The sequence below is a fragment of the Nostoc sp. genome (assembly GCF_036919675.1).
Classification (GTDB): domain Bacteria; phylum Cyanobacteriota; class Cyanobacteriia; order Cyanobacteriales; family Nostocaceae; genus Nostoc.
In genome coordinates, this window is sequence record NZ_JBALCP010000093.1 from 1 (window position 1) to 18,305 (window position 18,305).

Sequence of the window (18,305 nt, forward strand, 5' to 3'; positions counted from 1 at the left end):
TGTGAAAAGTAGAGTGCTGCCAAATTGTTCAGGCTAGTTGCCACATCAGGGTGTTCATCCCCCAGCAGGCGTTTTGTCATCGCCAAAGCTTCGATGTACAAAGGTTCGGCATCGCTGTACCTTCCCTGTGAAAAGTAGAGTGCTGCCAAATTGTTCAGGCTAGTTGCCACATCAGGGTGTTCATCCCCCAGCAGGCGTTTTGTCATCGCCAAAGCTTCGATTAACAAAGGTTCGGCATCGCTGTACCTTCCCTGTGAAAAGTAGAGTGCTGCCAAATAGGTTAAGCTAATTGCCACATCAGGGTGTTCTTCACCAAAACGCTCTCTAGCAGTTAATAAACTTTGTTTATACCAAGGTAAAGCCTGCTCATAAGCACCTTGACCTTGGTAAAATCTACCCAAGCCTACAAAAGGCGAGATTAAATCCTCATCACCTAAGCAAGCTTGGTAAACTGTCGCAGTTTCCGCAAGGTGAGGGATGGCAAGAGTTGCTTGAGCAATTTCTATCAATGTGGGTGTCTCAGGAATATCTTTTGCTACGGCTACCATTCCTTGACAATAGCCGCGCTTGAGTTCATCTGCTTCAGCCAAATCTTCTAACTTCTGCTGAAATAATTCCCGAATGCGTTCGTGAACTTGGTAGGTGTCTTCTGCCAATTCTTGCAGCAAATAACGCTCAACTAAAATAGTGCAGTTAGCTTTTAAATCAAATTCCAAATGGCTATAACTTGCTGCTGATTCTACCAAAGACCAGGGGATAGGAGCCAAAGCAAACAAACTCACCAAACAAGCCAATTTTTGTGCTTCTGGTTCCAAGCTTTGCCAATTCAACTCAAAAGCTGCTGCTACACCAGACTCGCCTGTTGATGCTTGCTTTTGTAGCTGTGCGAGGATGTCTGCTAACATAATACTCTCCCTGGCTTACGGCAGATAGCCGCTATTTGGTAAATTCCAATAGCGATATAACCGACATGTTCGCAAAGTTTTTTTGCTGTCTCTGTGTCCTGTTGAACATATTCATCCCCCAATAGCTTTGCTAATAATTCTAAGGCTGCATCTGGTGACAATTCACCTAACGGCAGTGATGGATATATTAACCCTGTATTTTGACGAGTGGTAATTAACACCTTAAACCGAGAACCCTTGGGTGGTAGATAAGGTTGAATTTGCTTCAAGTCTTTCACATCATCAAATACTAATAAAACTTTGCTAGCTTGCCAGTTCTTCCAGCAATAAGCAACTTGACCTGCTAGGCTTAATCCATCTGGTGGATTAAAGTTAGGTAAATTCACAACTCCAAACTCTACTAACTGGGTTCCCAAATCAATACCTTGGGGATTTAACCAACAACACCCACCAGAATAATCTTCCAAATATTGCCATGAGTATTGAATAGCTAACTCTGTTTTACCCACCCCACCTTGCCCAGTTACATCGCTAATTCCCACAACATCATTTGCTTGCAATAGCTGACGCAATTGTTGTATTTGCTCATCCCTCCCAACAAACTTACGAGCTTGACTCTGTTGGATATTATGCGGGATATCAAATGGGTTGAAATGAGATTTTTCAATATCTCCATCCCAACTGCGGGAATAAAAATAAGTCGGCAGTTGTTTTTTATCTAAACTGGTAAATCGCTGCTTAACTGCCTCAGTAACTTCCCTCATATCCGGCGGAAAACTCCCATTGGCTTCAGCAAAAGCCTCTCTCACCGCTTGAGAAAAGTATCCTGTTTTATTTTCAGAATTTACCTCAGCTTTTTCTCCTTCCCGCGTAGCCAGTAACACAAATTGTTGACTATCTTTATGTGGCTGTCCACTCAAAAAAGTTTTGCCACCTAAGTTAGTTGGTCTTCCCTTCGACTCTAAAACATAATTGGCGCAGGAATCAATAATACAAATATGATTCCGAATCTTAAATTTATCGGAACCCAACAAAACTAATAAAGAATTTAAATCTAAATTCTGCCAATTCTGTTTATTTGCATCAGCACAAAGCAACCGACGCTCTCGTTCTGAGGTAATCAAACCATGTCCCGCCCAAAAAATGTAGAGTAAATCCCCCGACTTTGGGGATAAGAAGTTAGTCACAATGTCGGAGATATTTTGCTCTGTTGCCTTCTCTACAGTTAACCCACATTCCCCAATTAACTGATGATTTTCTTCCAGTGCTGATAAACATAACCGAATATTTTCCTTCGGTACACCGCGCCGATGCAGCCAATCAGCAAATTTAAACGCGTCATCTGCTGGCCCCCCACCCGTCACATTCCAAGCTGATTCGTGGTACTTTTCAATACCCACAATTAACCCAAATGTCCGCTCAGGTTTAGCCATCAACTGCATGATGACCTAGCCTCTCATGGTTTTTACCCCACCCTAACCCTCCCCTTTACAAGGGGAGGGAACTAGATTTCCGGCTTCCCCCTTTCCAAAGGGGGATTGAGAACTGGATTTCCGGCTTCCCCCCTTTACAAAGGGGGATTGAGAACTGGATTTCCGGCTTCCCCCCTTTATAAGGGGGGATTGAGAACTGGATTTCCGGCTTCCCCCCTTTACAAGGGGGGATTGAGGGGGGTAATTTAACTTGTGTGTACACCGTAGCCTTGTAGGGGAGAGGTTTGGAGAGGGGTTTTCTAAATACCGTAAAAAGTAAACCATTATGGCAACCTCGAAATAATCGCCTCCCAGGTTTTGGCATTTGTCCAATAAGCACCGTGGGAACGGGGAAATGGTTGTCTGCTATCCACTCGCACATCCTGCACTTTATCAGGGAAAATTCTATTACCCACGTAACTGAGAAAATCACGTAAATCGTACACATTCAACCATTCCGGGAAATGCTCTGGCAATAACTGCCCATATTCTAAGCTGTAGAGGGCGTTAATCTCATATAAAAATGGTGCTTGGGAACCAACTGTTACCAATAATTCCACCTGAGACAACTGCTGCTGCACTAGCAAATCTACACAAGCGATACCTCCCAAGCTATGGGCGATTAAAACCACTGGCGGTTCTGCTTGGGCAATTTGTTGCTGGATAAACGCCCTGATTTTTTCACCCCGCGTCTGATACAACAAAATATCACCAGGCATAGGCGAAATTTTATCAGTTAACTCAAGGCGGTTTCCTCTGACATAATTCGTTCCGCCGTACTGTGCTAGTTCAACAAATGGCTTTAATAACCAGCCAACCAATCCTAACTCCGTCTCTCCCAAAGCCAGAGTCAACAATTCCACAACTTTATCCCGCAATTGGGCATCGGTGAGTATCGGGGGAAATTTTTCTTGCTGTTCGCTAATAAACATTGCTTGAGCGACAAATGCCCTAGCTATTGGTGCATAATATTCACTCAAATCAGATTCGGAAACTTTGCTCAATGCCTCATGATACGGTTCACTGTGGATAATCGCCTCTCGTGCTTGTTCAAATACCTCTGCAATTCCCGCCTCTTGCAACTTAGCTTGCAGTTGAGATGCCGGAGTGAGACTCGCCACACGAGATTGTAAAATATCCCCTGGTTCTTCCCCAAAAGCATTTCCTGCCTTATCACCAGGTTTCAAAGACAACAGCCGCAATTCATAAAGAGGGTCGCGGTATAATTGCCGCCATAGTACAATATCTGCATCTTCTTCTGGCTGAGATAAAGCCAGTGTGGCATCCTCCAAGGGTACTGATGCCCGATTATCATTAAACTTTGCACCTAATGCACCCCAAAGACAGGGAGCAACTTTGATGTCAGGACGTTGAGCGTGAATCTTTTGCTCAATTATCTCAAAGGTATCGTTGTATTCTCGTTCCCTAATGCCTGTGCCATGTACAAATATTACAGTGGTCATTGTTGTAAGGTGGCTAGCGATTCCTGCGGTGGACTATGCCTACGCAAAGCTTGTCCTCTGTATTATTCATGACCACATTATCTGATACAACAGGACTTCCCGTGAAAAGTTATGTATTACAGCGGTTTTAAATTACGTAAACTACAGCCAACCGATCATCATAATAGGGTGGGCATTGCAATGCCCACCCTACTTAACTGTGGTCTATTCAGATAAAATCTGCTGTATGGCTATTGAAAATTGCTCTCAGTTAACCTTAAACCTTAGTCATGAGAAATCTTGATATCTCCGCATGTGCCAACACAGCACCAGGTTCGCGCTGGAGAGCGTTGTAATACTTTCTCTCGAAGGTATTGCCCGTTTCTAACGGTACAATCAGCGTGCGGACATTAGCAATCAACTTTTCAAAATCATCCATCGCTATCGGTTCATCTGCTTCGAGCATTTCATCAACTTGCACAACCACCTCAGAAATGCGATGTAGCCAAGCAAATTGTTCATGAGCGATAACTAGCTGAAGTAGTTCTCCGCTTGATACTCGTCCACTAACCTGTTCGTAGGCAATGCGTTCTGTCTCCAGCAACGTCTTGTGAAGGTGGAGTAATTTGTTTCGTAAATCACGCAAATATTGATGTTGACGTATTCTTTGTGAAAGTGTGTTAGAAGTCAATGTTACCCATCCTCTCGTTACAATAGTCTTCAATGGCTTAAATAATTTCTGCGTCAATATTTATCACGAATAGACTGTAGCGAACAACTGGTTTGTTGAGTGATACACTAGCGATGATTAGCATATCCAATGGTGGCGTAGACGCTCACCAGGAGGCTTGCCGCTCTGATCAGAACTTCTCACTTCCCTTCTCTTGACTGTGCCAATTTTAGATTTTAGATTAAAGAATTGAAGAATTAAAAATTATTTTGGTTCTTGCCCCGATATTGCGTGAGCGGAACAATTCCATTATCCAAAATTCAAAATTCGGCTTGCCCCGCACCCAATTTTGCCGGGGTCAATCTAAAATCCAAAATCGTTCGACTGAGCGAAGTCGAAGTAAGCCGAAGTCCAAAATCCAAAATTCATAGATTGATACTCCACATAGCAAGATCCCCATAGGGGTACGGAAGCGGCACTCAAAATACATCGCTACTTCATCACTCTCTTGTGCAAACAGCACCATTAGCCATCTGCCCAACCTCAGTTCATGTATTCGGTTTCTTTGTTAAGACGCATGACAATCAACATATCTTTTTATAGCCGTTATATCTTATACTGGATTAATCATATATTAGCATAAACTTATAAGAAGTACATAGTCATAGAATCTATCGAGAAAATATCAATTATGGGAAAACCGTCTTAATGTCGCTAGCATATGTAATTCTAGGTCTTCTTCAGCAGCAAGAAATGACGGGCTACGACCTGAAAACGGGCTGCTTTGATCAATGCATTGCCCATTTGTGGCCAGCAGACCAGGCACAAATTTACAGAACTCTCGATAAGCTAGTTGAGCAAGGCTGGATTACCTGTAAGATTGAGATTCAGCACGATCGCCCCAACCGCAAAGTTTACAGTGTGACGGAGCCAGGGAAAGCCGAATTCGCCCGATGGCTTGGGACTCATCAGCTCTTACCGACTATCCGAGAACCTTTGCTCCTCCAGTTGCATTTTGCAGATCAGTTGTCAAATGAAACCATTATTCACCTACTGGAGCAACAAGTGGCGGCTCGAAGCAAAAAGCTTGCTGAATCTGAAACCATCGATTTACCATCACTCAGTGATCAGTCTGCCAACCGTGAGCAAGTCATGCAAAGGCTTGTGCTGGAGTTAGTGATCCGAAGAGAACAGACTTATATTGATTGGTTGAAGATAGCGATCAGTGTTATCAATCACCAAAAACCATATGCATCACATTACCAGATTCTATAAATCAAGACAATGGTAACAATAGCAGTTAATCCTTATCTCGATCGCAATTTTGCTCCAATTCGTGAAGAAATCACCACCGACAAATTGCCAGTCATCGGTGAATTACCTCTTGACCTATCGGGGATGTTTGTGCGGAATGGCCCTAACCCTCAATGGACACCCATCGGTCAATATCACTGGTTTGACGGAGATGGGATGTTGCATGGTGTGCGAATTAGCAACGGCGTAGCGACTTATCGTAACCGCTACGTGCAGACAGCCGGATGGAAAAAAGAACGACAAGCGGGTAAGGCTCTCTGGAGTGGGTTGTTAGAGCCACGGCAAATGGATAATCCCCACGGTTCCGGCAAAAACACCGCCAATACTGCCTTAGTATGGCACGCTGGTCAAATGTTGGGGCTCAACGAGGGGGGTAAACCTCACGCTATCAAGCTTCCGGAATTAGAAACCATTGGCGAGTACACTTACAATGGCAAGCTAGTTTCTGCCTTCACAGCCCATCCCAAGGTAGACCCGGTGACGGGCGAAATGATCTTCTTTGGCTACTCTGTGTTTAGACCACCGTACCTGCAATATAGTGTGGTTTCAGCACAAGGCGAACTGTTGCGGACAGTGCCAATTGATCTGCCAATAGGAGTGATGATGCACGATTTCGCCATCACTGAAAACTACACAATTTTTATGGATTTGCCGCTGACTTTTAGCGCCGAGCGATCGCAACGGGGAGAACCTGTGATGATGTTTGAGCGCGATCGCCCCAGTCGTTTTGGCATCCTACCACGTCACGGTGACAACAGTAATATTCGCTGGTTTGAAAGTCCCTCTTGCTACGTCTTCCATACCCTCAACGCCTACGAAGACGGAGATGAAGTGGTGCTTATTGCCTGTCGCATGAGTTCTACTACTGTTTTAAGTTCTGATGATTCGCAACCTGACCGAGAAGGAAATATCCCGCGCTTGTATCGCTGGCGGTTTAATCTCAACACGGGGACAGTGCGTGAGGAGATGTTGGACGATGTAGCTTCAGAATTTCCCCGCGTCAACGAAAATCTATTGGGGCGACAAACCCGATATGGTTACACCAACAAAATGGCGAATAGTCCTCTACCTTTATTTGAAGGGATAATTAAGTACGACTTCAGCAGTGGACAGTCCCAAATCCATGAATTTGGACAGGGACGCTATGGCGGTGAAGCTGTGTTTGCGCCGCGTCCTGGTGCAATTGCTGAGGATGATGGTTGGCTTGTGACTTTCGTTTACGATGAGAATTTAAACAGTTCAGAATTAGTAGTGGTGAATGCCCAAGATGTGACCGCTGAACCTGTAGCGCGGGTGATAATTCCTCAACGGGTGCCTTATGGATTTCATGGTACTTGGGTTGCCGAGGAATAGCTAAATAGCATTATAGAAACTGCACGCCAGTTGCAACAAGAGTGGCTCGCTGGACGCCGCACTGGCTCGTCTAAGTACAGTTTTGCATAATAATCGTAGCGTTTTTAAATGCAGAGGGACGCATTGGCATTGCAGAAGGACGCATTGGCATTGCAGAAAGACGCATTGGCATTGCACAAGGACGCATTGGCATTGCACAAGGACGCATTGGCATTGCATAAGGACGCATTAGCATTGCATAAGGACACATTGGCATTGTAGAAGGATGCATTGGCATTGCCAAATTTAATTTGCTACGAATTAATGAAATGCTGTACTAAACCTCATCTATGTTGAGAACCGTAGTTTTTGCCCTCACTCTAAATCCCTCTCCCAAGTAGGGAGAGGGACTTCTTTCCGGCTCCGCTTCTGGCAATATTGGGAGAAGGGGCTGGGGGCTGGGGGATGAGGGTTTTTTCTTTTCATACGGAAATAACTACAGTTTTCAAGGTAGACGCGGTTTAAGCGAGGCTTTACCCGGCTGCACTGTTTAAAACAAGGGGCAAAATCCCCTTGTTTTCTCTTAAGCTTTTGTTTGTGTAGCCACGAATTCCATTCGCTATTCCCGACTCATATTATTTTTCCCTATACCCCCCAGCGTAGTCAATTACACAAATTGTTCTGTATGATTTGTGAGTTCCATAAGCAACGCCAGATACTTTAAAAGCGCCGTTAAAAATGTTTTTTCTGTGACCGCGATCGCTCACACCATCATCAATAATTAACTGCATGACGATATCTTGAGCAGTGTTTGGGCCATAACTGATATTTTCGCCTGCGGTTGTTTGCCATGCACCATAGCGGTTAATGCGAGTAAAGGGGTTACTACCATCGCTACCATCATGACCTACGGCACCTTTTGGCCCCTGGTCTTTAGCGTGGTCTTTTGCTCCTAAAGACATACCTTTAGATGCAGTCAACGCTCCCACAGGACGGGCTGATTTCAGAAATGCGATCGCTTCATCGACTGCTTTGACTCCTTCTTGAGTCTGTAAATAAAAATTATTAGAAATTTTGACTCGGTTACCTTGGAAGCGCTTTTTATAGTTTTCCAGAATCGGCAGGTATGCTTTGGGATTTGTTCGTACCTTATTTGTTTCAACAATTACCTGTTGTTCCAGTGGTGAAAGATAACTCGCCTTTGCTAATAAAGTCGGACTGGCTGGTTGAACTACTGCTGGGTTAGAGTTTGTCACAGATGGGTTAGATTGAAACATTTGATTTGAGCAGCCGAATATCAAGGTAAATGGCAAAAATACCCAAAATTTCAGGCGACGCATTCATTACCTCACAATTTTTCTCTGGATTAATTTAGTGAATTAGCAGAAAATTTTAATTTTCATCGCAAAGAGTTGTCTGTAGACGCTTTTGCCGTTCAGAGCTTTGGAAGCAGCATGTTCTCATACCATTTCACTTTAATAATGATACAAATACGTTGGTAAGGGCATGGCATTGCCATGCCCCTACAAGAAATCTATCTGTATCAGGGTTTTCGTGAATTGGTATCAGACATCAGAACTTTGGTAGATTCGCTCATGAAAGCCCAGATTAACGCACTATATAGATATTGATAAAGCTGCAATCGCCTTTGTTCCTGAGGTATTACAAAAATATTACTTAATACCTGTAGTAACCTTGCTAACGCTAAAACGTAAATAACAACAAAATTTTTTCATTTTCTTCCACCTGCTTTCAAATTTACACCTTGAGAAACCAACGTTGTCGATACATCAGAACACCAACAACCCACCACAACAACACGGTGACTATGGCAAACAACAGGGAACCATTCAGGACTCCCGCCCAAGATGCGAAAAAATTATGGTAAATCCAATTATAGGTACTAGGAGCGTCTTTGCCTGTACCAATAGTGGTTTTCACTAAGATTTTAATCAACAAAACGGATGGAACGAAAAGAGCGATCGCATTTAAGCCCATAATTTCAAAAGGTTTACTCCAGCGACGATTCAGCCGGACTTCGATGAGTTCATAACAAGCTGCTAGCAAAAGTAACGCCCAACCGCTAGTGAAGATGACATAGGAACTTGTCCACAGCTTTTTGTTGATGGGGAATGTCCACCCCCATGCCCAACCGATAATTAAGCAACCAACTCCAAATAATCCTAACCCTATACTTGTGCGTGACTGTACAGGTTGGCTGCGTATCCATTGACCAGTGAAGTAGCCAGCAAGGACGCTCACTATCGCCGGAATAGTACTGAAAAGTCCTTCTGGATCTCCCATAAAGTTGAAACCATCACCCTTGTATAAATGTGCTTTGGGAATAATCAGGCGGTCAATATAAGCGCCGAAATTACCTTCCCGTGTCAGAACTCCTGCACCATAATCGGGCACTGGTAGATACATCATCGTTAGCCAGTAGCCGATGAGTAGCGCTGCTGCTAGTATCCATTGACCTTTACGCGGCAGGTTGAGAACTGCTAAAGAAGCCAGCAGATAGGTAATGCTGATGCGTTGCAACACTCCCAGAATGCGGATACTACTTAAATCAAAAGTCCAAATACCCTGATTCCAAAAGCCATTTAGTAGCAATCCCAATGCAAAGAGAATGGCAGCACGGCGTAAAATGCGCCAGTAAATAGCTGAGGTTGGTTTGTTATCTTCAGTGTACTTTGAGAGCGAGAAAGTCATCGCTACACCGACAATCAAGAGAAAGAAGGGGAATACCAAGTCAGTTGGTGTGCAACCGTGCCAATCGGCGTGGGCTAAGGGAGGATATACATCATCAGCGACTCCTGCCATATTGACGAGAATCATCCCAGCGATCGTAATGCCGCGAAAAACATCCAGTGAAGTCAGGCGCATAAGCGGAATTTTATGTTAGATGAGTATCTAAGCTACCCCGCTTGATGCAGCTAATCAAGCAAAATTTATAGACTTGGATACAAGGTAAAATTTTATTAAGTAATTACCACCACTCGCTATGCCAATCAAAGTTGGAGACACCGCTCCTAATTTCACTCTACCTGCCCAAAACGGCTCAACAATTAGCCTCCAAGATTTTCGTGGCAAAAAAGCTGTTGTCCTATATTTTTACCCCAAGGACGACACACCCGGATGTACATCTGAATCCTGCGCCTTTCGTGATCAGTATGAAGTGTTTAAAGCCGCTGGCGCTGAAGTTGTCGGCGTGAGTGCTGACTCTAGCGAATCTCATCAGCGATTTGCTGCAAAGTACAATCTACCTTTTACCCTGTTAACTGACAAAGGCGACCAAGTGCGGAAGCTATATGGCGCAACAGCGGCTTTTGGCTTATTCCCTGGTCGCGTTACTTACGTCATTGACCAACAAGGAATTGTGCAATACGTGTTTGACTCAATGTTTAACTTTAAAGGACATGTTGAGGAAGCGCTGAAAACTTTGCAACAGCTTGCGGCTAAGTAGGAGTTGGGAGTGAGGAGGGAGGAGTTATTTCTTCCTTATCTCCCCTATCTCCCTAGCCCCTACTTTCTATTTATTTGAATGCGATTTTTCCGGCATGACAATATTAGCGTGGGTTGACTTGCCATTCTTGCCGTTAGTATGACCGTTACCATTGCGGGGATGGATCACACCATAACCGCCGTGGTTACGTTCGTAAATTACATTAATCTCTCCAGTTTCAGAATTGTGGAACATATAAAAGTCGTGTCCTACGAGTTGCAGTTGTTCTAAGGCTTCTGCAAGGGTCATCGGCGGCATGGAAAAATATTTTGTCCGGACAACTTCGTTGGGTAGTTCGGGGGTGCGATCGCCAATTAAATCTGTAACTATCGACTCTGTAACAACTACTTCTGTTGGTTGGGCTTGAGTTTTCTGGTCTTGACGCCGTTCTTTGTATTTCCGCAGTTGACGAGCAATTTTATCTGCAACTAAGTCAATGCTGGCATATAGGCTTTCGCTGCTTTCCTCGGCACGGATAACGCTACCATTTGCATAAATAGTTACTTCAGCCGCTTGTCTAGGACTAATTCGGGGATTACGGGCTACGCTAAGATGCACATCCACTTCATTTGTAATGCTCTGAAAGTGACTAACTGCTTTTTCAATCTTTTGATGTACATACTCACGAATTGCATCAGTGATTTCAATATTTTTGCCGTGGATGACAAGCTTCATGTAAACTCTCCCGGTGAATATTTGGATGTGTGAATTTGCTTTGTATGAAAAGAAGTTGCGGTAAGATATATTACTCCCGCCAAAACAAATTGTGAACTCTTTGTATGTAGTGCTGGTAAGCTGTCTCTAAGCTTCCTGCATCTGAGTTGTTGTCAAGTATACCTTGATTTCCCTCCTCATCTCTGCGCTGATATCCAATTGGATTTCCACATAGAACTCTTGGGTGAGGAAATCTGAGTAGTAGCTCCCGTGACTACCTTCTCTTTTCAAGGAATGCTTACAGAACTGTTGATAGTTGCTCCTTCTGTGTTCGATTGAGGTTTGCTTGCTGTTGTTCAAGAACACGAGTTTTTGTGGAAGTTTGATTCTGTTTTAAATGCAAACAATATAATTAGAGTCATCAGCCAGTACATTCGTTCTTATTGTCTTGGCGTGATGCTTATTGTAGAGAATTCCTCCTAAAAACCTATTGAGGTTAATATTCAACCTAGCACTTTGTGTTTTATAATGCAGCTTCCCTTGACTTTCCTTTAAAATCCTTTGCAAAGCTTGACAATTGTTGACTCAAATCTTTTAACTTGAAATATATTTCGTTCCCAATCCCAGTTTATTTTTGGCATGATCCATAGTATAGAACCACACCAAAACCGTTGTTTGCTGTATAACCAAGGATTAATGCCTTACTTGGATGCTCATGGATGGCAGCGATCGCTCCTGACTGAGCGTATCCATGACCCCAGTCTAGATGACGTGTTAATTTTGCTAGAACATCCACCTGTCTACACTCTAGGGCAAGGAGCCAACTCAGATTTTCTCAAATTTGATATTGACCCTTCGGCTTCTCTACGAGACGCTACGCGAACGCTCAGGGTAAACAGTGAATATGATGTGCATCGAGTTGAACGCGGCGGTGAGGTTACTTACCATTGTCCCGGTCAACTGGTTGGGTATCCAATTTTAAATCTGCAACATTATCGTAAAGACCTTCATTGGTACTTACGGCAACTCGAAGAAGTCATAATTCGCCTATTAGCAGTTTATGGATTGCAGGGAGAAAGAATTCCGGCTTTTACTGGCGTTTGGTTGCAAGGGCGAAAAGTTGCGGCTATTGGGATTAAAGTTAGCCGTTGGATTACCATGCACGGCTTTGCATTAAATGTTTGTCCAGATATGACAGGCTTTGAGCGCATTGTACCCTGCGGTATTTCTGATAAACCTGTAGGCAGTTTAGCTGAATGGATTCCAGGAATCACTTGCCAAGAAGTGCGTTTTTATCTAGCCCAGTCCTTTGCGGAAGTCTTTGACGTGGAATTAGTCGAGTCGCAGCCTGAAGAATTTTTCCGGTTTGAGTAAATTCAGCTTGTAATTATGTAATAAATACTATAGCAGTCCTATTTAAATTGTGAGACACTCATGAGAGTAGTCCATATTTAATAGTATCAAAATAACTATTTAACTTCGGTTATCAAAGCTATAATCTGATTATTTACAAATTTTTATACTAACTTTTTACGGCTCTCAAGCACAACTTTGCGCGTGAATTACTCAAATAATCTCCAGGTATATGCCCCATCGTTAACGTTTCTGAGAGAAGGTGATTGGATAGCTTTGATAGAACTATTTGATAGAGACGACGCTGATGAAATTGAAGCCGATATCAACAGTAGTTTATTTTGGCTGATACCTGAACCTTGTTGGGAAGATGATCCTTTTGATTTCTTGCGCGAGTACCTTTAAATAGTTATGAGTGAAGAGTTATGAGTGAAGAGTTATGAAAAAACCTTTAATTGACAACTCCCAACTCCTAACTCCTGTACAGACGCGATTAATCGCGTCTCTACTCCTAACTCCTAACTATCTAACGTTGAGGCGACTGAGGAAAATACGTAGGCGATCGCTTTGGGGATTGGTCAGTACTTCATAGGCTAGGCCTTGTTCTGTCACAATACCTTGGTCTAAAAATATCACCTGATCGGCTACTTCCCGCGCAAATTGCATTTCATGGGTGACAACCACCATTGTCATGCCTTCTGCTGCCAATTGCTGCATTACTTGCAGAACTTCGCCGACGAGTTCAGGATCTAGGGCGCTGGTGGGTTCGTCAAATAGCATGATTTGGGGATTTATACATAAGCTACGAGCGATCGCTACTCGTTGCTTTTGTCCACCAGAAAGTTGTTCGGGATAAGCAGAGGCTTTGTCAAATAAGCCGACTTTTTCTAAATATAATCTCGCTAATTGGGCGCTTTCCTTCGGTGTTTTTCCCAAGACTTTCCGAGGAGCGAGTGTCATATTTTCCAGGACACTGAGATGAGGAAACAGGTTGAACTGTTGGAAAACCATACCGACTTGTGTTCGTAGTTGCCGCAGTTGGTTATAGTTGACAGTGGGTCGAGATAAGTTGATCCCGTTGATTATTAAACGCCCCTTGTCAATGGTTTCTAGGCGGTTAAAGCAGCGTAGTAGGGTACTTTTACCACAGCCGGAGGAACCGATAACTGCAACAACTTCTCCCCGGTTGATTTCGCCTGTGATTCCTTTGAGCACTTTTAGGGAACCAAAGTTTTTTTCGATATTGTCAAAAATAATGGCGGGGATGGTATTGTTCATTACTTATGTCAAGCTGTTCTACAGTTGATTGTAAGGTTTTTCATGTAGACGTGCAGCAGTCCTAAAAAACGCCTCAGAATGAATTCTGAGGCTAATAGCTCAAGTCTTCTAAAGAAGACTAAGTAAGAGTTTTAGTCTACTGAGGTAGACTTTAGCTAAAAGCCTGTGAAATTTATTTCTTGGCGGGAGATTGGACAGTTGCAAGATATAACTTGAATGAACCGCCAAGATGCCAAGGGCGCAGAGGGAAGAGAAAATAATATGGCTAAATTTAGTTTTATCTGTTGGCTGCGCTGGTGTGTAGTTGTAGGTTTTAGCTGTTTGTTACTGACTGGCTGTGGAGTGAATCCTAGTGCTGGGAAAACTCTACGGGTTGCTACTGAACCGGCGTTTCCACCTTTTGAGTTTCAAGGACAAGGTGGTAAGTTACAGGGTTTTTCCATTGATTTGATGAATGCGATCGCTTCCTCTGCTAACTTTAAGGTGGATTTTCAAAGTCTGCCTTTTGATGGCATTATCCCAGCTTTGGGAGCCAAAACGGTAGATGCGGCGATTAGTTCGATCACGATTACAGAGGAGAGGGCGAAGACGATTTCTTTTTCCCGCCCTTATTTTAAGGCTGGGTTAGCGATCGCAATCCGTGTAGATAATCAAAATATTACTGGCTTTGACAGTCTCAAAAATAAAAAAATTGCGGTACAAGTTGGTACAACTGGGGCTGCAAAGGCTAAGAGTATTCCTGGAGTGCAAATTCGCAGTTTTGATTCAGCACCTTTAGCCCTGCAAGAATTGCTCAATGGTAATGTGGATGCGGTAATCAATGATGCACCAGTGACTTTATATGCTATTAATACGGGCAATCTCAAGGGAATTAAAATAGTACAGCAATTGCTGACAGAGGAATTTTACGGGATTGCTACAGCTAAAAATTCGCCGAATTTGGCATTAATAAACAACGGTTTGGATAGGGTTCTGAAAAATGGCACTTATTCCCAAATTTATCAAAAATGGTTTAAAACTAAGCCGCCATCATTACCAGTTAAATCACCATTTGAGAACCAGACTAGCGCTGGCACACCTAAAATATTAACCTCAATTGGCGTGATTTTGCAGGCTTTTCCGACTTTATTACAAGGAGCTTTGGTAACGTTGCAATTGACAATACTTTCTGTAGTGTTTGGTTTAATTGGGGGTTCCTTGATTGGTATTGTCCGCCTTTCTCATGTTGCACCTTTGCGGTGGGTGGCGAGGGCGTATGTAGATTTCTTCCGGGGAACGCCTTTGTTAGTGCAAATTTTTATGATTTACTTCGGTTTACCAGCAATTTTACAAGAACTTGGTTTGACATTTACTTTTGATCGTTTGGTAGCTGGGGTAATTGCCTTAAGTTTGAATAGTGCTGCATACATTGCCGAAGTTGTCCGTGCTGGGATTCAATCAATTGAAACAGGACAAGCAGAAGCAGCACAGTCATTAGGTTTGAGTTCTGTACAAACAATGAGTTATGTGATTTTTCCCCAAGCTTTCCGGCGGATGATCCCACCCTTAGGTAATGAGTTTATCAGTTTGTTGAAAGATACAAGTTTAGTTGCAGTGATTGGTTTTGAAGAATTGTTCCGCAAAGGACAGCTAATTGTCGCCGATAACTATCGCGCTTTTGAAATTTACGCGGCTGTAGCTTTGGTATATCTGTGCTTGACGTTACTTTCTTCACAGGCATTTAGTCGCTTAGAAGTGTGGATGAATCCGGTTAAACGGCGAAGGAAGTACGATACCTAATAATTTTTAAGTGATTTTTTCGACTTACTTTAATTTAGGATTGCTAATCTCAATTAACTTTCAGGGTAAGCACTAAGTACAGTTTTGCGTAAAAGCGTAGCGTTTTTAATGCAGCCGATGCATTAACAATGTAAGCTGACGCATTAACAATGTAAGCTGATGCATTAACAATGTAAGCCGACACATTAACAATGTAAGCTGACGCATTAACAATGTAAGCCGATGCATTAACAATGTAAGCTGACGCATTAACAATGTAAGCCGATGCATTGACAATGCAGCAGATGCATTAACAATGTAAGCTGACGCATTGGCATTGCATGGTATTGCAGGGTATTGCCAAATTTCATTCGCCACGAATTAATGAAATGCTGTACTAAACCCGAATGACTAGAAGTTGCACGCCAGTTGCTTCACTGAATTCTTTCTTGTTAATAAGTGGATTTAGCTAAACTATAAAAATCAAATTTTATAAATAAATGTCTTCTCAGGCAAAAGTTAAATAATTATAACCATTAATAGTATTTATACAAATATGTATCCATACCAAGAAAAAATATCCTATTGTTTAGCATTCTTTTCTGGGTATTATAATATTGGCATAAATATCTCTTTTGTAAAGAAAAATACCTAAATTCAGTCATTTAGTGAGTAATAATTATATGGACTGAATATTAACACACCGAGGGCTAATAAAGATAAACTAGATAAAATATAAATTAAAAATTAGTAATCATAACATTATAAGTATTGACGAAATGAATTGTTGATAACGGTCATAACAACTTAAACGCTTTTTTATAGTCAACTTCAAGCAGAATACATGGATGCGGATAATTGGAACTATCAACTACAAAAGGTACTACCCATGAGTTCCCGCGCACTGCTGTTAGTAAATCGTCATGCCCGCCAAGGGCAAAAGGGTCTGTTGGAAGCAATTCAATATCTGAAGACACTCGGCTTTGATTTAATTGAGGAGTTTACAGAAGACCCCAAACATCTTGCTGAAGTTATATTTCGCTATCAGTATCAAGTTGACTTGGTAATCATTGGTGGAGGAGATGGGACTCTCAATGCCGCAGTAGATGCTTTAGTTGATACTCAGTTGCCCTTGGGAATCTTGCCTCTGGGAACCGCCAACGACCTAGCGAAGACTTTGGGAATCCCGAATTCCCTCAGCAAAGCTTGCAAAATTATTGCCTATGGAAATTTTCGCCGCATCGACTTGGGTTGGGTGAACGGCAAGCACTTTTTTAACGTTGCCAGTATGGGATTGAGTGTAAAAATTACCCAGCGACTTACCAAAGAAGTCAAACGCCGTTGGGGAATATTTGCTTATGCTGCCACTGCATTGCAAGTGATTTGGGAAGCTAGACCTTTTACTGCGGAGATTGTGACCAATGGTGAATCAGTTCGTGTGAAAACAGTGCAAATTGCTGTGGGTAACGGCCGCTATTACGGGGGTGGCATGGCAGTGGCTCACGATGCCACAATAGATGACCAAAGGCTAGATCTCTATAGCTTGGAGCTAAAACATTGGTTGCATATTATACCAATATTTCCGGCAATGCGAGAAGGGCGACATATACATTGGCAGAGTGTACGCTCTCTTCAAGGTGAAGAAATAGAGGTGCATACTCACAAACCGCGCCCTATCAATACAGATGGTGAAATCACTACCTACACACCTGCTCATTTTCGCGTTATACCTAAAGCTATAGCTGTTTTAGTACCTCCAGAAATCATGAGTTAGGAGTTAGGAGTTATTCTGCCCTATCTACCTCTGCTAAAAATGTGGGAACTCGCATCAACTCACGCCAAATGCATCTGAGATTTTCTCAAGATATAAAGTCCCTGTTAGAACGCCTAGCTGAACAACCGCTGACTCTAGGTGATGTTCTGGCAGAAACCTCAGAACGAGGGTTCAGCCTGGTAATTACATTATTAATTTTGCCCTTTTTATTTCCGATGCCACCGGGATTAACTGGCCCTTTTGGTGGTGCTTGTTTACTGTTGTCAGTACAAATGGTTTTAGGGAGGCGATCGCCTTGGCTACCGAAAAGAATCGCTAACTACAAATTTCCTCGTCCCTTTGCCCAGTTACTTTTGCAAAATTTGGGACGTCTTACCAAAGTCTTACAGAAAATCGCCCGTCCCCGATTGGCAAAAATAGCCCATAATCCTTTGATTTGGCGAATTAATGGGTTTTGTATCTCTTTGTTAACACTATTACTAATATTACCAATTCCGTTTACAAATCCCATCCCCACTGTCGGTATTTTACTTTTGACTGTTGCCACCATCGAATCTGACGGTTTATTAATTTGCATCAGCTACGGCATTACTGTCCTAATTACCTTGCTGTTTGGATTTATTGGTTATACAGTATGGTTAGCTCCCAGTTTACTACCATCTATCTTTAAATAATAAAAGCCTTCAACTAAAAGCTGAGGGCTGTAATTTATTAGGGTGCATCTACCATTTATTAATCCACTTTATTAATTGATATATCCGGGAATATTTAAATTATGTACAAAGTTATTTTCTTCACAGATTAAAAAATATCAGCCATAAAAAAGCCTTCAACTAAAAAGCTGAGGG

The 18,305-nt window shown here is 42.7% G+C and carries 17 protein-coding genes; 8 read left to right on the forward strand and 9 right to left on the reverse strand.

Annotated elements, in window-relative coordinates; translation table 11 throughout:
- The 4 genes from V7K49_RS19635 to V7K49_RS19650 form a co-directional block, all read right to left on the reverse strand.
- Window positions 1-905: tetratricopeptide repeat protein (locus tag V7K49_RS19635; protein WP_335206983.1), on the reverse strand; the 905-nt coding region annotated here is incomplete at its 3' end.
- Complete coding sequence (locus V7K49_RS19640; protein ID WP_335206985.1) at window positions 899-2,347, reverse strand: NB-ARC domain-containing protein,Caspase domain-containing protein; 1,449 nt, start codon at window positions 2,345-2,347, stop codon at window positions 899-901. The genes V7K49_RS19640 and V7K49_RS19635, both read right to left, overlap by 7 nt.
- Window positions 2,348-2,661: 314 nt before the next feature.
- Window positions 2,662-3,840, reverse strand: a complete 1,179-nt coding sequence (locus V7K49_RS19645) for a hypothetical protein (protein ID WP_335206987.1) — start codon at window positions 3,838-3,840, stop codon at window positions 2,662-2,664.
- 256 nt (window positions 3,841-4,096) lie between these two features.
- Window positions 4,097-4,510, reverse strand: coding sequence for a hypothetical protein (locus V7K49_RS19650; protein WP_334722986.1), 414 nt, complete (start codon window positions 4,508-4,510; stop codon window positions 4,097-4,099).
- 687 nt (window positions 4,511-5,197) lie between these two features.
- On the opposite strand from V7K49_RS19650, the gene V7K49_RS19655 reads away from it, so the two are divergent.
- Window positions 5,198-5,764 carry a PadR family transcriptional regulator gene (locus V7K49_RS19655; protein WP_335206988.1) on the forward strand — a complete coding sequence of 189 codons (567 nt, stop codon included), beginning with the start codon at window positions 5,198-5,200 and terminating at the stop codon, window positions 5,762-5,764.
- A gap of 9 nt (window positions 5,765-5,773) precedes the next feature.
- On the forward strand, window positions 5,774-7,156 hold the full coding sequence (locus tag V7K49_RS19660) for a carotenoid oxygenase family protein (RefSeq protein WP_335206989.1): 1,383 nt from the start codon (window positions 5,774-5,776) through the stop codon (window positions 7,154-7,156).
- 70 nt (window positions 7,157-7,226) lie between these two features.
- Here V7K49_RS19660 and V7K49_RS19665 read toward each other — a convergent pair whose 3' ends face one another.
- The 3 genes from V7K49_RS19665 to V7K49_RS19675 form a co-directional block, all read right to left on the reverse strand.
- Complete coding sequence (locus V7K49_RS19665; protein ID WP_335206990.1) at window positions 7,227-7,427, reverse strand: hypothetical protein; 201 nt, start codon at window positions 7,425-7,427, stop codon at window positions 7,227-7,229.
- Between the two features lie 343 nt (window positions 7,428-7,770).
- Entirely contained in the window at window positions 7,771-8,475 is a 705-nt protein-coding gene (locus V7K49_RS19670) for a CAP domain-containing protein (RefSeq protein WP_335206992.1), read from the reverse strand.
- A gap of 418 nt (window positions 8,476-8,893) precedes the next feature.
- Entirely contained in the window at window positions 8,894-10,021 is a 1,128-nt protein-coding gene (locus V7K49_RS19675; protein ID WP_335206994.1) for an acyltransferase family protein, read from the reverse strand.
- Window positions 10,022-10,139: 118 nt separating this feature from the next.
- Between V7K49_RS19675 and V7K49_RS19680 the strand changes: the two genes are divergently transcribed.
- Complete coding sequence (locus V7K49_RS19680; RefSeq protein WP_335065604.1) at window positions 10,140-10,601, forward strand: peroxiredoxin; 462 nt, start codon at window positions 10,140-10,142, stop codon at window positions 10,599-10,601.
- Between the two features lie 66 nt (window positions 10,602-10,667).
- Here V7K49_RS19680 and hpf read toward each other — a convergent pair whose 3' ends face one another.
- Window positions 10,668-11,315, reverse strand: coding sequence for a ribosome hibernation-promoting factor, HPF/YfiA family (hpf, locus tag V7K49_RS19685; RefSeq protein WP_334871555.1), 648 nt, complete (start codon window positions 11,313-11,315; stop codon window positions 10,668-10,670).
- A 618-nt stretch (window positions 11,316-11,933) separates the two neighbouring features.
- On the opposite strand from hpf, the gene lipB reads away from it, so the two are divergent.
- Both lipB and V7K49_RS19695 read left to right on the forward strand, forming a co-directional pair.
- Window positions 11,934-12,668 (forward strand): lipoyl(octanoyl) transferase LipB, encoded by a 735-nt coding sequence (lipB, locus tag V7K49_RS19690; protein ID WP_335206995.1) that lies wholly within the window; start codon window positions 11,934-11,936, stop codon window positions 12,666-12,668.
- 183 nt (window positions 12,669-12,851) lie between these two features.
- Complete coding sequence (locus tag V7K49_RS19695; protein ID WP_334871553.1) at window positions 12,852-13,052, forward strand: hypothetical protein; 201 nt, start codon at window positions 12,852-12,854, stop codon at window positions 13,050-13,052.
- Window positions 13,053-13,169: 117 nt separating this feature from the next.
- Here the strand turns inward: V7K49_RS19695 and V7K49_RS19700 are convergent, their stop codons facing one another.
- Window positions 13,170-13,925, reverse strand: a complete 756-nt coding sequence (locus V7K49_RS19700; RefSeq protein WP_334871552.1) for an amino acid ABC transporter ATP-binding protein — start codon at window positions 13,923-13,925, stop codon at window positions 13,170-13,172.
- A gap of 261 nt (window positions 13,926-14,186) precedes the next feature.
- On the opposite strand from V7K49_RS19700, the gene V7K49_RS19705 reads away from it, so the two are divergent.
- The 3 genes from V7K49_RS19705 (at window position 14,187) to V7K49_RS19715 (ending at window position 18,131) form a co-directional block, all read left to right on the forward strand.
- Complete coding sequence (locus tag V7K49_RS19705) at window positions 14,187-15,704, forward strand: ABC transporter permease subunit (RefSeq protein WP_335206996.1); 1,518 nt, start codon at window positions 14,187-14,189, stop codon at window positions 15,702-15,704.
- Window positions 15,705-16,572: 868 nt separating this feature from the next.
- A complete protein-coding gene (locus V7K49_RS19710; protein WP_335206998.1) occupies window positions 16,573-17,457 on the forward strand; it encodes a lipid kinase in 885 nt (294 codons plus the stop codon).
- 68 nt (window positions 17,458-17,525) lie between these two features.
- Window positions 17,526-18,131 (forward strand): exopolysaccharide biosynthesis protein, encoded by a 606-nt coding sequence (locus V7K49_RS19715; RefSeq protein WP_335207000.1) that lies wholly within the window; start codon window positions 17,526-17,528, stop codon window positions 18,129-18,131.
- Window positions 18,132-18,305: the final 174 nt, after the last annotated feature.

Bases quoted from the DNA above. Each gene is read 5' to 3' on its own strand.
- V7K49_RS19680 (WP_335065604.1), top strand. From the start codon at position 10,140: ATGCCAATCAAAGTTGGAGACACCGCTCCTAATTTCACTCTACCTGCC.
- V7K49_RS19715 (WP_335207000.1), top strand. From the start codon at position 17,526: ATGCATCTGAGATTTTCTCAAGATATAAAGTCCCTGTTAGAACGCCTA.
- V7K49_RS19670 (WP_335206992.1), bottom strand. From the start codon at position 8,475: ATGCGTCGCCTGAAATTTTGGGTATTTTTGCCATTTACCTTGATATTC.
- V7K49_RS19700 (WP_334871552.1), bottom strand. From the start codon at position 13,925: ATGAACAATACCATCCCCGCCATTATTTTTGACAATATCGAAAAAAAC.
- V7K49_RS19645 (WP_335206987.1), bottom strand. From the start codon at position 3,840: ATGACCACTGTAATATTTGTACATGGCACAGGCATTAGGGAACGAGAA.
- lipB (WP_335206995.1), top strand. From the start codon at position 11,934: ATGATCCATAGTATAGAACCACACCAAAACCGTTGTTTGCTGTATAAC.
- V7K49_RS19665 (WP_335206990.1), bottom strand. From the start codon at position 7,427: ATGCATCCTTCTACAATGCCAATGTGTCCTTATGCAATGCTAATGCGT.
- V7K49_RS19705 (WP_335206996.1), top strand. From the start codon at position 14,187: ATGGCTAAATTTAGTTTTATCTGTTGGCTGCGCTGGTGTGTAGTTGTA.
- hpf (WP_334871555.1), bottom strand. From the start codon at position 11,315: ATGAAGCTTGTCATCCACGGCAAAAATATTGAAATCACTGATGCAATT.
- V7K49_RS19660 (WP_335206989.1), top strand. From the start codon at position 5,774: ATGGTAACAATAGCAGTTAATCCTTATCTCGATCGCAATTTTGCTCCA.
- V7K49_RS19655 (WP_335206988.1), top strand. From the start codon at position 5,198: ATGTCGCTAGCATATGTAATTCTAGGTCTTCTTCAGCAGCAAGAAATG.
- V7K49_RS19640 (WP_335206985.1), bottom strand. From the start codon at position 2,347: ATGCAGTTGATGGCTAAACCTGAGCGGACATTTGGGTTAATTGTGGGT.
- V7K49_RS19710 (WP_335206998.1), top strand. From the start codon at position 16,573: ATGAGTTCCCGCGCACTGCTGTTAGTAAATCGTCATGCCCGCCAAGGG.
- V7K49_RS19675 (WP_335206994.1), bottom strand. From the start codon at position 10,021: ATGCGCCTGACTTCACTGGATGTTTTTCGCGGCATTACGATCGCTGGG.